Annotated in this window: 16 protein-coding genes; 15 read left to right on the forward strand and 1 reads right to left on the reverse strand. The window is 60.4% G+C overall.

Features of this window, described 5'->3' with window-relative positions; translation table 11 throughout:
- The first annotated feature begins 352 nt into the window (after nucleotides 1-352).
- The 3 genes from BLT00_RS27570 to BLT00_RS27580 all read left to right on the forward strand — a co-directional run bounded on the left by BLT00_RS27570 (nucleotide 353) and on the right by BLT00_RS27580 (nucleotide 3,464).
- The gene (locus BLT00_RS27570; RefSeq protein WP_092148417.1) at nucleotides 353-1,141 is read left to right on the forward strand and encodes a CPBP family intramembrane glutamic endopeptidase; all 789 of its coding nucleotides are present in this window, start codon (nucleotides 353-355) and stop codon (nucleotides 1,139-1,141) included.
- 86 nt (nucleotides 1,142-1,227) lie between these two features.
- Nucleotides 1,228-2,793, forward strand: coding sequence for a methyl-accepting chemotaxis protein (locus BLT00_RS27575; protein ID WP_063322198.1), 1,566 nt, complete (start codon nucleotides 1,228-1,230; stop codon nucleotides 2,791-2,793).
- A gap of 206 nt (nucleotides 2,794-2,999) precedes the next feature.
- Nucleotides 3,000-3,464 (forward strand): hypothetical protein, encoded by a 465-nt coding sequence (locus tag BLT00_RS27580; RefSeq protein ID WP_092481403.1) that lies wholly within the window; start codon nucleotides 3,000-3,002, stop codon nucleotides 3,462-3,464.
- Nucleotides 3,465-3,562: 98 nt separating this feature from the next.
- Here BLT00_RS27580 and BLT00_RS27585 read toward each other — a convergent pair whose 3' ends face one another.
- Entirely contained in the window at nucleotides 3,563-4,249 is a 687-nt protein-coding gene (locus BLT00_RS27585; protein ID WP_092148423.1) for an alpha/beta family hydrolase, read from the reverse strand.
- Between the two features lie 96 nt (nucleotides 4,250-4,345).
- Here BLT00_RS27585 and ccoN (BLT00_RS27590) point away from each other — a divergent pair, with 96 nt between their 5' ends.
- The 12 genes from ccoN (BLT00_RS27590) (at nucleotide 4,346) to BLT00_RS27645 (ending at nucleotide 14,349) form a co-directional block, all read left to right on the forward strand.
- Complete coding sequence (gene ccoN / locus BLT00_RS27590; protein WP_060738426.1) at nucleotides 4,346-5,770, forward strand: cytochrome-c oxidase, cbb3-type subunit I; 1,425 nt, start codon at nucleotides 4,346-4,348, stop codon at nucleotides 5,768-5,770.
- Nucleotides 5,771-5,780: 10 nt separating this feature from the next.
- Nucleotides 5,781-6,389 carry a cytochrome-c oxidase, cbb3-type subunit II gene (ccoO, locus tag BLT00_RS27595; protein WP_063322200.1) on the forward strand — a complete coding sequence of 203 codons (609 nt, stop codon included), beginning with the start codon at nucleotides 5,781-5,783 and terminating at the stop codon, nucleotides 6,387-6,389.
- Between the two features lie 3 nt (nucleotides 6,390-6,392).
- Nucleotides 6,393-6,596 (forward strand): cbb3-type cytochrome oxidase subunit 3, encoded by a 204-nt coding sequence (locus tag BLT00_RS27600; protein WP_092148426.1) that lies wholly within the window; start codon nucleotides 6,393-6,395, stop codon nucleotides 6,594-6,596.
- On the forward strand, nucleotides 6,593-7,546 hold the full coding sequence (gene ccoP, locus BLT00_RS27605) for a cytochrome-c oxidase, cbb3-type subunit III (protein WP_092148429.1): 954 nt from the start codon (nucleotides 6,593-6,595) through the stop codon (nucleotides 7,544-7,546). The genes BLT00_RS27600 and ccoP (BLT00_RS27605) overlap by 4 nt, the downstream gene beginning before the upstream one ends.
- A gap of 481 nt (nucleotides 7,547-8,027) precedes the next feature.
- On the forward strand, nucleotides 8,028-9,470 hold the full coding sequence (gene ccoN / locus BLT00_RS27610; RefSeq protein ID WP_063322203.1) for a cytochrome-c oxidase, cbb3-type subunit I: 1,443 nt from the start codon (nucleotides 8,028-8,030) through the stop codon (nucleotides 9,468-9,470).
- Nucleotides 9,470-10,078 carry a cytochrome-c oxidase, cbb3-type subunit II gene (gene ccoO / locus BLT00_RS27615; protein ID WP_018925301.1) on the forward strand — a complete coding sequence of 203 codons (609 nt, stop codon included), beginning with the start codon at nucleotides 9,470-9,472 and terminating at the stop codon, nucleotides 10,076-10,078. Before ccoN (BLT00_RS27610) ends, ccoO (BLT00_RS27615) begins: the two co-directional genes overlap by 1 nt.
- A 6-nt stretch (nucleotides 10,079-10,084) precedes the next feature.
- Nucleotides 10,085-10,270: a CcoQ/FixQ family Cbb3-type cytochrome c oxidase assembly chaperone gene (locus BLT00_RS27620; RefSeq protein ID WP_003183474.1), complete on the forward strand. Its 186-nt coding sequence runs from the start codon at nucleotides 10,085-10,087 to the stop codon at nucleotides 10,268-10,270.
- Complete coding sequence (ccoP, locus tag BLT00_RS27625) at nucleotides 10,267-11,250, forward strand: cytochrome-c oxidase, cbb3-type subunit III (protein ID WP_063322204.1); 984 nt, start codon at nucleotides 10,267-10,269, stop codon at nucleotides 11,248-11,250. The genes BLT00_RS27620 and ccoP (BLT00_RS27625) overlap by 4 nt, the downstream gene beginning before the upstream one ends.
- A 146-nt stretch (nucleotides 11,251-11,396) precedes the next feature.
- On the forward strand, nucleotides 11,397-11,651 hold the full coding sequence (locus BLT00_RS27630) for a type II toxin-antitoxin system Phd/YefM family antitoxin (RefSeq protein ID WP_063322205.1): 255 nt from the start codon (nucleotides 11,397-11,399) through the stop codon (nucleotides 11,649-11,651).
- Complete coding sequence (locus BLT00_RS27635) at nucleotides 11,651-12,097, forward strand: type II toxin-antitoxin system VapC family toxin (protein WP_092148432.1); 447 nt, start codon at nucleotides 11,651-11,653, stop codon at nucleotides 12,095-12,097. Before BLT00_RS27630 ends, BLT00_RS27635 begins: the two co-directional genes overlap by 1 nt.
- Before the next feature lie 285 nt (nucleotides 12,098-12,382).
- A complete protein-coding gene (gene ccoG / locus BLT00_RS27640) occupies nucleotides 12,383-13,798 on the forward strand; it encodes a cytochrome c oxidase accessory protein CcoG (protein ID WP_003199601.1) in 1,416 nt (471 codons plus the stop codon).
- Nucleotides 13,799-13,809: 11 nt separating this feature from the next.
- On the forward strand, nucleotides 13,810-14,349 hold the full coding sequence (locus BLT00_RS27645) for a FixH family protein (RefSeq protein ID WP_063322208.1): 540 nt from the start codon (nucleotides 13,810-13,812) through the stop codon (nucleotides 14,347-14,349).
- The last annotated feature ends 43 nt before the right edge of the window (nucleotides 14,350-14,392 follow it).

Genomic DNA, 14,392 nt, shown 5'->3' on the forward strand with positions numbered 1-14,392 from the left:
GTCTCTTACAGCGAACACGGGTCAGTGAAAAACAAGCCCCTCTGTGGGAGCAAGCTTTCGCGATAGCGGTAGAACAGCCAACATCGATGTTGACTGACAAGCCCCTATCGCGAGCAAGCTCGCTCCACAGGTCCTGTGGCTTACTGACCGTCATTAGCGTTTTAACAAGCGGCGTTTTTGCACGAGCCCGCCTATAATCCCGTCGGCAATCACGGAACAGAGTCAGCCAACGGCTTGCCCCTCCTACGCATGAGCCTGCATGGATACAAAACGTGCTCTTTGCGCGATATGGCAGCGTCATAGACGCGGCGGCCACTTTCGCCCAAAGCTCTACCGTCTAAAAGGATGTTATATGCCCGCTTTACCCTGGCCCTACCTGGCCATGCTCGCCATCGGCTATGGCTTGGCCCTGGCCTACGGCCAGTTGGCCTGGACCGCCCTCATCTCAGTCGCGCTATTGCTGTTCGCCGGGTATGCCGTTCGCCAGCAACCCATGCCAATCGGCCGGTTTCTCGGTCACATTCTATTTGTGGTACTGGCCCTGGCGTTGGCCTTGCATTGGATGCCCGGCTTCTTCAACGGGCGGGCGATCCCGGCGCAACGCTTGACCGACGACGCCGCGCCATTTGCCATGTACCTGAACCAGGACAAGCCCCTGATCGGATTCTGGCTGCTGCTGGCCTGCCCCTGGATCGTCGGCCAGCGGTCACTTCGCCTGTCGGTCTACGCCACGGCCCTGGGGCTGGCGCTGAGCGCGGTGCTGGCCCTCGGCGGGGCGATGCTGCTGGGCATGATCCACTGGGCACCAAAATGGCCGGAACACGCCTGGTTGTGGGTGCTCAATAATCTTTTATTGGTGACGCTTGTGGAGGAAGCGCTATTTCGTGGCTACATTCAGGGAGGCTTGAGCCGACGCTTCAAACACCTGGGTTACGGCGACAACCTGGCGCTGCTCCTGACCTCGCTGCTGTTCGGCCTGGTACACGCTGGCGCAGGTTGGCAATGGGTGCTGTTGTCGGGCCTGGCGGGGGTCGGCTACGGCCTGGCGTATCGTTTTGGCGGTCTGGGCGCGGCGATTGCTACGCATTTTCTTCTCAATCTGCTTCATTTCGCCCTATTTACCTACCCGATGCTGGCGTGATAGCGACAGGCAAAAATAACTTCAATTAAAACCTGACACCGCCGACAACCTTTCATAGCCTTTCAAAGCCTTGCGGATCAACACACATGCGTAACAACCAACCCGTCACACAACGCGAAAGGACCTTCCCGGCCCAACAACGATTGATTTCGACCACCGATGCCAAGGGCGTGATCACCTACTGCAACGACGCGTTCGTTGACATCAGCGGGTATTCGAAGGAAGAACTGATTCGTTCACCGCACAATCTCGTGCGCCATCCCGACGTCCCATCCGCAGTGTTCGCACACATGTGGGGTACGCTGAAACAAGGCTTGCCATGGATGGGCATCGTCAAGAACCGCAGCAAGAACGGCGACCATTACTGGGTCAATGCCTATGTCACGCCCGTGTTCGAGGGCAATCAAGTGGTCGGCTACGAATCGGTGCGGGTCAAGCCCTCCGCCGAACAGATCGCTCGGGCCGAAGCGCTTTATCAACGCATCAACCAAGGCAAGTCCGCGGTTCCGGGCAGCGACAAATGGGTGCCCATGCTGCAGGACTGGCTACCGTTTATCCTGGTCAGCCAGTTGAGTTTCGTCGTCGGCGCGTTCCTGGATTCGTCCTGGGGCTTTGCCCTGGCGGCCGTGCTGTCGGTGCCCTTGGGGCTGATGGGCCTGCAATGGCAGCAACGCGGAATCAAGCGCCTGCTGCGCCTGGCCGAGCAAACCACGTCCGACCCGCTGATCGCCCGGATGTACACCGACAGCCGCGGCGTCCAGGCACGCCTGGAGATGTCGATCCTCAGCCAGGAAGCACGCCTGAAAACCTGCCTGACCCGCCTGCAGGACACCGCCGAACACCTTAACGACCAGGCTCGCCAATCCAACACCCTGGCTCATAACAGTTCCAGCGGCCTGGAGCGCCAGCGGGTGGAAACCGAACAGGTCGCCACGGCCGTCAACCAGATGGCGGCAACCACCCAGGAAGTCGCCAGCCACGTGCAGCGCACCGCCGATGCCACCCAGGAAGCCAACCGCCTGACCAGCCGCGGCCGCGACATCGCCGGCGAAACCCGCGAAGCCATCGAGCGCCTGTCGGTGGTGGTCGGCGAAACCGGGCAGACCGTGACCCAACTGGCCAAGGACAGCGACGAGATCGGCGGCGTGGTGGACGTGATCAAAGGCATCGCCGACCAGACCAACCTGCTGGCTCTCAACGCCGCCATCGAAGCGGCCCGTGCCGGGGAGATGGGCCGTGGCTTTGCCGTGGTGGCTGACGAAGTGCGGCAACTGGCACAACGCACCAGCGAATCCACCGGGCAGATCCACGCCCTGATCGCCAAACTCCAGCAGACCGCCACCAACGCCGTGCAGACCATGGACGCTGGCCATCGCCAGGCCGAAGAAGGCGTGGCACGGGTCATGGAAGCGGACGAGGCTCTGGTGGGGATCAGCGAAGCGGTGGCCCACATCACCGACATGACCACCCAGATCGCCGCCGCCACCGAGGAGCAAAGCTCAGTGGCCGAGGAGATCAGCCGCAACATCAGCAATATCTCGGAACTGGCCGACCAGACCTCCGGCCAGGCCCACAGCTCGGCGCTGCTCAGCGAAGAGCTGACCCGCACGGCCAATACGCAGTATTCGTTGGTGGAGCGGTTTAACCGCTGACAGATGCCTGCCTCACAAAAAACCCGGACAGCGTAGGCTTCCGGGTTTTTTACCGCCTGGAAGGCCGCTCACGCGTGCCTGCTCGCGATGAGGTTTTGTCGTGACCTGTCAACTCTGACAGTAGACCGCAATCGCCACATCGTTAAAGTGCAAATGCAACAAGGGAGAACATTTCATAAAAACGATTAGCAATGAGGTTCTTTCACATGAAAGTTCATGACTTCTACTTTCCCAAAGACGAGCACCAGCGGCTCAACGGATCCTTTTCTTGGTACCTCGGCCCTACGCTCGTTCATGCAAGATCTACGTCTTTCTTACTGCGTCTCTCTCCGCCCCCAAGAGAGCACACCTGGTTCCTTACCGGCACTGCCGACTACCCAAGTACTGGTGATTATTTCTATTTCCAAATTGGGGTTGATTATGTCAGCGAGGAAGTGATGGACGCGAGTTACACATTAGAAGGCGGCTTCTCCTTCCGTCACACGCATTCGATTCCTGGTCAGCCCGGCTGGTTTCAATCGGTCCGCGCTGACAGCGCAGAATTGACTATCAGGCTCGATCCTGTGGGTGGAACCGCGAAGGGCAATTTCACCGCTCATTTCAACACCGATGGGTACGACATGCACCCGACGGGGACATTCGACTTAATCCGGGATGACATGAAAAATTAGTTACGGTCTGAATGATCCATCGCGAGCAAGCGCAATTCCAGGAAGTAAAAATTGCAGCAGGTCAGTTCGCGATGGGACGGTGACAGTCAGGCAAAAGGTTACTCAAGGAATTTTGTCACCCTGAGCGCCGCCGCCTCCATATGTTGCTCATGACTAAACCCCGAAGCCTTCAGCGGTTTCAGGTCATGATCCCCCGCCACCAACCACATCACCTCGATGCCCGGTGACAATTCATACCCCTGCACCGCCTCCCGATTGCCCAACGCATCGCGCTCGCCCTGGACGATCAAGGTCCGGGTCTTCAACGTCGCCAAGTGCTCGACCCGCGGTTTCTGCGGCTTGCCCACCGCATAGAAGGGATAGCCCAGGCACACCAGCGCGTCGGCGCCCAATTCATCGGCCAGCAAACTCGCCATGCGCCCGCCCATGGACTTACCGCCAATGGCCAGTCGCCCAGCGACATAAGGCCGCACCGTGGCGTACACCTCACGCCAACACTCCAGCAGTTTCGGTGCCGGGTTCGGAGGGCGCTTGCCCCCGTCCAAACGTCGTTGGGCCATGTAGGGAAACTCGAAGCGCAGCACGTTGACCCCATGCGCGGCAAGGCCCGCAGCCATTTCCTCCATGAATCCGCTGTCCATCGGTGCACCGGCGCCGTGGGCCAGGATCAGGGTCGGCGCCTCGGCACTGGCGCCCGACCGCGCGGCCGTCCATAGCCAACCGTGTTCGGCCACACACCGCACCCATTGATCCCCGTCAATACTGGCCTTGTGCTGTTTGTCCATGCTGATCTCGCTTTTAGTCTGCCTATAACTCCAGGCGAAGAACGCCGCACTGCCTTGCGCAGGCGCTCACTTCGGCTGAACCGTGGATGGGGAACCATGAACACTTCTATCAGTACCGCCTACAACTACAAGGTGGTCCGCCAATTCGCCATTATGACGGTGGTGTGGGGCATCGTCGGCATGGGGCTCGGGGTTTTTCTCGCCGCCCAATTGGTCTGGCCACAGCTCAACTTCGATTTGCCCTGGACCAGCTTCGGCCGCCTGCGCCCGCTGCACACCAACGCGGTGATCTTCGCCTTCGGTGGCTGTGCGTTGTTCGCCAGTTCGTTCTATTCGGTGCAGCGCACCTGCCAGACTCAGCTGTTTGCGCCGAAAATCGCCGCGTTCTGCTTCTGGGGCTGGCAACTGGTGATCCTGCTGGCGGCCATCAGCCTGCCACTGGGCTACACCAGTTCCAAGGAATACGCCGAGCTGGAATGGCCGATCGACATTCTGATCACCATCGTCTGGGTTGCCTACGCGATTGTGTTCTTCGGCACCGTGGCCAAGCGCAACACCAAGCACATCTACGTTGGTAACTGGTTCTTCGGCGGGTTCATCCTGACCGTGGCGATCCTGCACATCGTCAACAACCTGGAACTGCCGGTGAGCCTCACCAAGTCCTACTCGGTCTACGCCGGGGCCACGGACGCGATGGTGCAATGGTGGTACGGCCACAACGCCGTGGGCTTCTTCCTCACCGCAGGCTTCCTGGGGATGATGTACTACTTCGTGCCGAAGCAGGCCGAGCGCCCAGTGTATTCCTATCGCTTGTCCATCGTGCACTTCTGGGCCCTGATCACCCTGTACATCTGGGCCGGCCCTCACCACCTGCACTACACCGCGCTGCCGGACTGGGCACAATCCCTGGGCATGGTGATGTCGCTGATTCTGCTGGCGCCAAGCTGGGGCGGCATGATCAACGGCATGATGACCCTCTCGGGTGCCTGGCATAAGCTGCGCAGCGACCCGATCCTGCGGTTCCTGGTGGTGTCCCTGGCGTTCTACGGCATGTCGACCTTCGAAGGTCCGATGATGGCGATCAAGACCGTCAACGCCCTCTCCCACTACACAGACTGGACCATCGGTCACGTCCATGCCGGCGCACTCGGCTGGGTGGCAATGATTTCCATCGGCGCCCTGTACCACATGATCCCGAAAGTCTTCGGCCGGCCACAGATGCACAGCATCGGCCTGATCAACGCGCACTTCTGGCTCGCGACCATCGGCACCGTGCTCTACATCGCCTCGATGTGGGTCAACGGCATCGCCCAGGGCCTGATGTGGCGTGCGGTGAACGAGGACGGCACGCTCACCTACTCCTTCGTCGAAACCCTGGTGGCCAGTCACCCAGGCTTCGTCGTGCGGCTGGCGGGCGGGTCGATCTTCCTCCTCGGCATGCTGCTGATGGCCTACAACACCTGGCGCACCGTGCGGGCCTACCAGCCTGCCGAAGCCGCCGCTGCCGCGCAGATGGCCTGAGGAGTCCACCATGAAACACGAAACAATCGAAAAAAACGTCGGCCTGCTGATGCTGCTGATGGTCCTGGCCGTGAGCATTGGCGGCCTGACCCAGATCGTGCCGCTGTTCTTCCAGGACGTGACCAATAAACCGGTGGACGGCATGAAGCCCTACACCGCCCTGCAACTGGAAGGCCGTGACATCTACATTCGTGAAGGCTGCGTCGGTTGCCACTCGCAGATGATCCGTCCGTTCCGCGCCGAGACCGAGCGCTACGGCCACTACTCCGTCGCCGGTGAAAGCGTCTGGGACCACCCATTCCTGTGGGGCTCCAAGCGCACCGGGCCGGACCTGGCCCGGGTTGGCGCGCGATACTCCGATGATTGGCACCGCGCCCACTTGTACAACCCGCGCAACGTCGTGCCCGAGTCGAAAATGCCGGCCTACCCGTGGCTGGTGACCCAAGCGGTAGACAGCAGCCACACCGAAGGCAAGCTGCGCGCCATGCGTACCCTGGGTGTGCCGTACACCGATGACGACATCACCGCCAGCGTGGCCTCGCTCAAGGGCAAGACCGAAATGGACGCGCTGGTGGCCTACCTGCAAGTGCTCGGCACTGCCATCAAGAGCAAGAGGTGAGCCATGGTTCTTGAAATGAGTACTGGAATGATCCGCGGCCTGGGCACGGTCGTGGTGTTCATCGCCTTCATCGGCCTGACCCTGTGGGTATTCAGCAGCAAACGTCGTCCAGAGTTCGCCGAAGCGCGCCTGCTGCCGTTCGCCGACGAGCCAGCTGCCGACATCGTCCCCCCCCAAGACCCTGCAACAAGGAGTACCCGGCCATGACCACCTTCTGGAGTACGTGGATCTGCGTACTGACCATCGGCAGCCTCATCGGCCTGACGTGGTTGCTGATCGGCACTCGCAAGGGCGAGACCAAGGGCAGCGTCGACCAGACCATGGGCCACAGCTTCGACGGCATCGAGGAGTACGACAACCCCCTGCCGCAATGGTGGTTCCTGTTATTTGCCGGCACCCTGGTGTTTTCCGTCGGCTACCTGGTCCTCTATCCGGGCCTGGGCAACTGGAAAGGCATCCTGCCAGGCTACGAGAACGGCTGGACCGGCGCCCATGAATGGGAAAAGGAGATGGCCAAGGCCGATGCCAAGTTCGGACCGATCTTCGCCAAATTCGCCGCCATGCCCGTGGAGGAAGTGGCCAAGGACCCACAGGCCTTGAAGATGGGTGGCCGCCTGTTCGCCTCCAACTGCTCGGTCTGCCACGGCTCGGACGCCAAGGGTGCCTTTGGCTTCCCGAACCTGGCCGACAGCAACTGGCGTTGGGGCGGTGCTGCCGACACCATCAAGGCCACCATCATGGGCGGTCGCATGGCGGCGATGCCCGCCTGGGGCGAAGTACTGGGGGACGCCGGGGTCAAGAACGTGGCCGCGTATGTACGCCACGACCTGGCCGGCCTGCCGTTGCCGGCAGACAGCGGTGCCGATCTGCAGGCCGGACAGCAGGCTTTCAACACCACCTGCGTCGCCTGCCACGGCGCCAACGGCCAAGGGACCGAAGCCATGGGCGCGCCGAACCTGACGCAACCGGCCGGTTTCATCTATGGCACCAGCCTGGCCCAGTTACAACAGACCATTCGCCATGGTCGCCAGGGCCACATGCCAGCGCAGAATGAGTTGTTGGGCAATGACAAGGTGCAACTGCTGGCCGCCTACGTCTACAGCCTGTCCCACACCGCCGGTGCCGAGCGCCTGCAAGCCGAACACAAAAGCGAATAAATCTTGACCGCGTGAACAGCCGTATCCGTCTGGATGCGGCTGCTCCGTGTCCCTGCGCGACGCATTGTCGCACCCTCCCATAGTCTTTCTTTCGGTTCCCCGGAATCGGGTCTAAGCTTGCCTTTGCGTGCGCTGGCGACTGCCGGTTTCAGGTCGACCCGACCCGATGCGTTCGACAATCGTTCATCAAAAAGGCCGCAAAGGCAGGTGAATACCGGCTGTTGCGACAGTTGCCTGGCATCACCCGAACGCTGTGTTTGAACACACCCCGTTACAACCGACCCGACCCCCTCGCCTCTTTCCTTCGTTGCGACATTTTGCCGAGGGCCAATTTTGTCCCTACACGGAACATGGAAAGGCCGCAGAATCAGCTTTGGAAAGCATTGACCCAGGTCATGGCGCGTTGCAATGACCCCCCGCTTTCTCCATACTTGCGACCGATTTTTATCCTAATAAAACACCCAAACCGTGGAACCTTAGAATGAGCACAGCAATCAGTCCGACTGCTTATAACTATAAGGTAGTCCGCCAGTTCGCCATCATGACGGTGGTCTGGGGGATCCTTGGCATGGGGCTCGGTGTCTTCATCGCCTCGCAACTGGTCTGGCCGGAGTTGAACTTCGATCTGCCATGGACGACATTTGGACGCCTGCGCCCGCTGCACACCAACCTGGTGATCTTCGCCTTCGGTGGTTGTGCATTGTTTGCCACTTCTTATTACGTCGTGCAGCGAACCTGCCAAACGCGACTGATCTCCGACAGCCTCGCCGCCTTCACCTTCTGGGGCTGGCAAGCGGTCATCGTCGGTGCGATCGTGACCTTGCCACTGGGTTACACCACCACCAAGGAATACGCTGAGCTGGAATGGCCCCTGGCTATCCTGCTGGCCATCGTCTGGGTGACCTACGGTCTGGTGTTCTTCGGCACCATCGTCAAGCGCAAGACCAAGCACATCTACGTCGGTAACTGGTTCTACGGTGCCTTCATCGTCGTGACTGCCATGCTGCACATCGTCAACCACGCTTCCCTGCCGGTCAGCTTCTTCAAGTCGTACTCGGCCTACTCGGGTGCGACCGATGCGATGATCCAGTGGTGGTACGGCCACAACGCCGTGGGTTTCTTCCTGACCACCGGCTTCCTGGGGATGATGTACTACTTCGTGCCGAAACAGGCCGAGCGTCCGATCTATTCCTATCGCCTGTCCATCGTGCACTTCTGGGCGCTGATCACCCTGTACATCTGGGCCGGTCCGCACCACCTGCACTACACCGCGCTGCCAGACTGGGCGCAGTCCTTGGGCATGGCAATGTCGATCATCCTGCTGGCGCCAAGCTGGGGCGGCATGATCAACGGCATGATGACCCTGTCGGGCGCCTGGCATAAGCTGCGCACCGACCCGATCCTGCGCTTCCTGGTGGTGTCGTTGGCGTTCTACGGCATGTCGACCTTCGAAGGCCCGATGATGGCCATCAAGACCGTCAACTCCCTGAGCCACTACACCGACTGGACCATCGGCCACGTGCACGCTGGTGCGCTCGGCTGGGTGGCGATGATTTCCATCGGCGCCATCTACCACATGATCCCGAAACTGTTCGGTCGTGCGCAGATGCACAGCACCGGCCTGATCAACGCGCACTTCTGGCTCGCGACCATCGGTACCGTGCTCTACATCGCCTCGATGTGGGTCAACGGCATCACCCAAGGCCTGATGTGGCGTGCAATCAACGACGACGGCACCCTGACCTACTCGTTCGTCGAAGCTCTGCAGGCCAGCCACCCTGGCTTCATCGTGCGTGCCCTGGGCGGCGCGTTCTTCGCCAGCGGCATGCTGCTCATGGCCTACAACGTGTACCGCACCGTTCGTGCCTCTGACCCGGCTGAAGCTGAAGCCGCCGCCAAGATCGCCGTAGTTGGAGCTCACTGATGAAGCACGAAGCAGTAGAGAAGAATATCGGCCTGCTGGCCTTCTTCATGGTCATTGCCGTCAGCATCGGCGGCCTGACCCAGATCGTCCCGCTGTTCTTCCAGGACGTGACCAACAAGCCGGTCGAGGGCATGAAGCCACGTACCGCCCTTGAACTGGAAGGCCGTGACATCTATATCGCCAACGGTTGTGTCGGCTGCCACTCGCAGATGATCCGTCCGTTCCGCGCCGAAACCGAACGCTATGGCCACTATTCGGTCGCCGGTGAAAGCGTCTGGGACCACCCATTCCTGTGGGGTTCCAAGCGTACCGGTCCGGACCTGGCCCGCGTTGGCGGCCGCTACTCCGACGACTGGCAGCGTGCGCACTTGTATAACCCGCGCAACGTGGTGCCTGAGTCGAAAATGCCAGCCTACCCGTTCCTCGTAGAAAACAAGCTCGACGGCAAAGACACCGCCAAGAAAATGGAAGTCCTGCGCACCCTGGGCGTGCCTTACACCGACGAAGACATCGCCGGTGCCAAGGATGCCGTCAAGGGCAAGACTGAAATGGACGCGCTGGTGGCCTATCTGCAAGGCCTGGGCACCATCATCAAAAGCAAACGGTGATTCTTTATGGATATCGGGATGATTCGCGGCCTGGGCACCGTCGTCGTGATGGTGGCCTTCATCGGTCTGGCCCTGTGGGTGTTCAGCCCCAAGCGCAAGTCGGAGTTTGACGACGCGACCTTGCTGCCGTTCGCGGATGATCCCGAAGCCATCAAGCACGTCGAGCAAGCTTCTAGGAGTAACAAAGAATGACTACATTCTGGAGTCTGTACGTCACAGTCCTCAGCCTGGGAACGATCTTCTCCCTGACCTGGCTGCTGCTGTCGACCCGCAAGGGCCAGCGCGCCGAGCAGACGGACGAGACCGTCGGCCACTCGTTCGACGGGATCGAGGAGTACGACAACCCACTGCCGAAATGGTGGTTCATGCTGTTCGTGGGCACCATCGTGTTCGCCCTCGGTTACCTGGTGCTCTACCCAGGCCTGGGCAACTGGAAAGGCCTGCTGCCAGGCTACAACTACCTGGACACCGAAAAGCAGACCGCCTTCGCCAACGGCCAGACCGGCTGGACGGGCGTCCATGAGTGGGAAAAGGAAATGGCACGTTCGGACGCCAAGTTCGGTCCGATCTTCGCCAAGTTCGCCTCCATGCCGATTGAAGAAGTCGCCAAGGACCCACAAGCCCTGAAGATGGGTGGCCGCCTGTTCGCCTCCAACTGCTCGGTCTGCCACGGTTCCGATGCCAAGGGCGCCTATGGCTTCCCTAACCTGACCGACGCCGACTGGCGCTGGGGCGGTGAGCCGGAAACCATCAAGACCACCATCATGGGCGGTCGTCACGCCGTGATGCCGGGCTGGGCTGCCGTGGTCGGCGAGCAAGGCGTGGCCGACGTGGCCGCTTACCTGGTGACCAGCCTGCACAGCCGCAAACTGCCGGAAGGCGCCAAGGCCGATCCAGCCAATGGGCAGAAACTCTTTGCCGCCAACTGCGTGGCCTGCCACGGCCCTGCTGGCAAAGGCACGCCAGCCATGGGCGCACCTGACCTGACGCACCCGGCCGGTTTCATCTACGGTTCGAGCTTCGCTCAGTTGCAGCAGACCATCCGCTACGGTCGCCAGGGCCAGATGCCGGCCCAGGCCGACTTGCAAGGCAACGACAAGGTCCACTTGCTGGCCGCCTACGTCTACAGCCTGTCTCACGGCGAAAAGGCTCCTGCGGCTGACGCCCAGTAAAGCCAGCGCCTGATGCCCCCAAGGCCCCGTCAACCCAGGTTGACGGGGCCTTTTTGTTTGCCGGTGCGACAGGGCAATGGTTTATCTTGCCCGCAATCAACGACGGTAGTAACGTGCCTACATTCAGTTTTCTCGAGGACGCCGCCATGTCCATCACCACTATTTCCAGCCGCGAATTCAACCACGACACAAGTGGTGCCAAAAAAGCCACCCGCCAGGGGCCGGTCATCATCACCGACCGTGGCAAGCCGGCCCATGTGCTGCTAAGCATTGAGGAGTACCAGAAACTGACCGGCATCGGCACCAGCATTGTCGAATTGCTGGTCATGCCCGACACGCCGGATATTGATTTCGATACCGAACGTGCCGTCATCTCTCCTCGTTCGGTGGACCTGTCCTGATGTACCTGCTCGACACTAACGTCATCTCGGAACTGCGTAAGCCTCAGGCCGATAAAAACGTAATGGCTTGGGCGCGTAGCGTGCCCGCCCCCAGCCTTTACCTCTCGGCAATTACCGTATTGGAACTGGAAACCGGCGTGTTGCGCTTCGAACGCAAAGACCCGGCGCAAGGCAGTCGTCTGCGCGCATGGCTGGACAACCATGTCATGCCCGCATTCGCCGGCAGAATCCTGGCGGTCGACCGCGCCGTTGCGCTGCGCTGCGCTCGCCTGCACGTTCCGTATCGCAGCAATGAATGCGATGCATTGATTGCCGCCACCGCGCTGGTTCATGGGCTGACCGTAGTCACCCGCAATGTGACTGATTTCCGAGGCAGCGGCGTGGCGTTGCTTGATCCGTGGTCCAACCAAAGCCTCCTCGCGACAGGCGAACCGCGCACTGGGTAACGTCGACCCATGGTAGCCGCACCAAGCCAATCCGAAAGGGTCTGCTGAATGAGTCAGCAGGCCCTTTCGTTTTTCTCCAGTGCCATGGAATGTCTATAGTCAATTGACCTGGGTCAAGACTTGTTACATCCCGCTACACCATTGTGCCCTCATCCCCAACGCGACCAAAGGTCGCACCCTTGGGCTAGAGCGACAGGCGTATCATTGCGCCACCGCAACACCCTTTCTGACCGTGGTTAGCACGTACTGGCCACGGCACTTTTCCACTGCCGTGGGATGCATTTGATGAGTAACCAGATTCCGGTACATGACGTCACCCCGCCTGCCAAGGACGCGAACAAAAGCGTCGACCTGTATGCCTCTCGGGAAAAAATCTACACCCGTGCCTTCACTGGCCTGTTCCGCAACCTGCGAATGGCTGGCGGCGCGCTATTGTTCCTGCTGTATTTTGGTACGGTCTGGCTGAACTGGGGTGGCCATCAGGCCGTCTGGTGGAACCTGCCGGAGCGCAAATTCTTTATTTTCGGCGCCACCTTCTGGCCCCAGGATTTCATCCTGCTGTCCGGGATGTTGATCATTGCCGCCTTTGGCCTGTTTTTCATCACGGTCTATGCAGGACGAGTGTGGTGTGGCTACACCTGCCCACAGAGCGTGTGGACCTGGATCTTCATGTGGTGCGAAAAAGTCACCGAAGGCGACCGCAACCAGCGCATCAAGCTCGACAAGGCCCCCATGGGCGCCAACAAATTCCTGCGCAAGCTCGCCAAGCACAGCCTGTGGCTGCTGATCGGTTTCGTCACCGGCATGACCTTTGTTGGTTACTTCACGCCAATCCGCGAACTGGTGTTCGAGTTCTTTACCGGCCAGGCCGATGGCTGGTCGTATTTCTGGGTGGGTTTCTTCACCCTCGCCACCTACGGCAACGCTGGCTGGCTGCGTGAGCAAGTGTGTATCTACATGTGCCCGTACGCACGCTTCCAGAGCGTGATGTTCGACAAGGACACCTTGATCGTTTCCTACGACCCGCGTCGTGGCGAAAGCCGTGGCCCGCGCAAGAAGGGCGTTGACTACAAAGCCCTGGGCCTGGGGGATTGCATCGACTGCACCATGTGCGTCCAGGTCTGCCCTACCGGCATCGACATCCGCGACGGCCTGCAGATCGAGTGCATCGGCTGCGCGGCCTGCATCGATGCCTGCGACAACATCATGGACAAAATGGATTATCCACGCGGCCTGATCAGCTACACCACCGAACACAACCTTTCAGGGCAGAAAACCCATAAACTGCGCCCGCGCCTGATCGGTTATGCCCTGGTGCTGCTGACCATGATGAGCCTGTTGGCGGCGGCGTTCTTCATGCGCTCGCTGGTGGGTTTCGACGTCAGCAAGGACCGCGTGCTCTACCGCGAAAACGCCGAAGGCCGGATCGAGAACGTCTACAGCCTGAAGATCATGAACAAAGACCAACGCGACCATACGTACGTCCTGGAAGCCGCCGGCCTGCCCGACCTCAAGTTGCAAGGCCGTCGGGAAATCAAGGTCGCGGCCGGCGAGATCTACAGCCAGCCGGTCGAGCTGTCCAGCGCACCGGAACAACTGCCATCGAGCACCAACGAGGTGACCTTCATCCTCAAGGACGCCGATGACGAAAGCGTACATGTCGAAGCCAAGAGCCGGTTCATCGGCCCACAAACTCGTTGAGAGAACTGAACATGCCTGCAGCAACCGCCACCAGCCCTTGGTACAAGCACCTCTGGCCGTGGATCATCATCGCGATCCTGACCTGCTCGGTGACACTGAGCCTGACGATGGTGACCATTGCGGTGAAGAACCCGGACAACCTGGTCAACGACAATTATTATGAAGCCGGCAAGGGCATCAACCGCTCGCTGGAGCGCGAATTGCTGGCCCAGACCCTGCAACTGCGTGCCAACGTGCAACTGGACGAACTCACCGGTGAGGTGAACCTGCGCCTGAACGGCAACAGCCGTCCCCAGACCCTGGAACTGAGCCTGATCTCGCCGACCCAACCGGAGAAGGACCGCAAGATCGTCCTGACCCGCAACGACAGTGAACCAGGGCGCTACGTCGGTCAGTTGGCGGACAAGATCGAAGGCCGGCGCTTTGTCGAATTGCTGGGGGTGGAGAACGACAAGACCTGGCGCCTGTTCGAAGAAGAGCAGATCAATCACGGCCAGGACCTCCTGCTCGGCGATGAACCGCTGCAAGGCGCTGAAGACCTGAAGCAGTAAATCGCTTCTCTGTGGCGAGGGAGCTTGCTCCCGCTGGGTCGCG

Source organism: Pseudomonas sp. NFACC51, from assembly GCF_900103575.1.
GTDB classification, from domain to species: Bacteria; Pseudomonadota; Gammaproteobacteria; order Pseudomonadales; family Pseudomonadaceae; genus Aquipseudomonas; species Aquipseudomonas fluorescens_Q.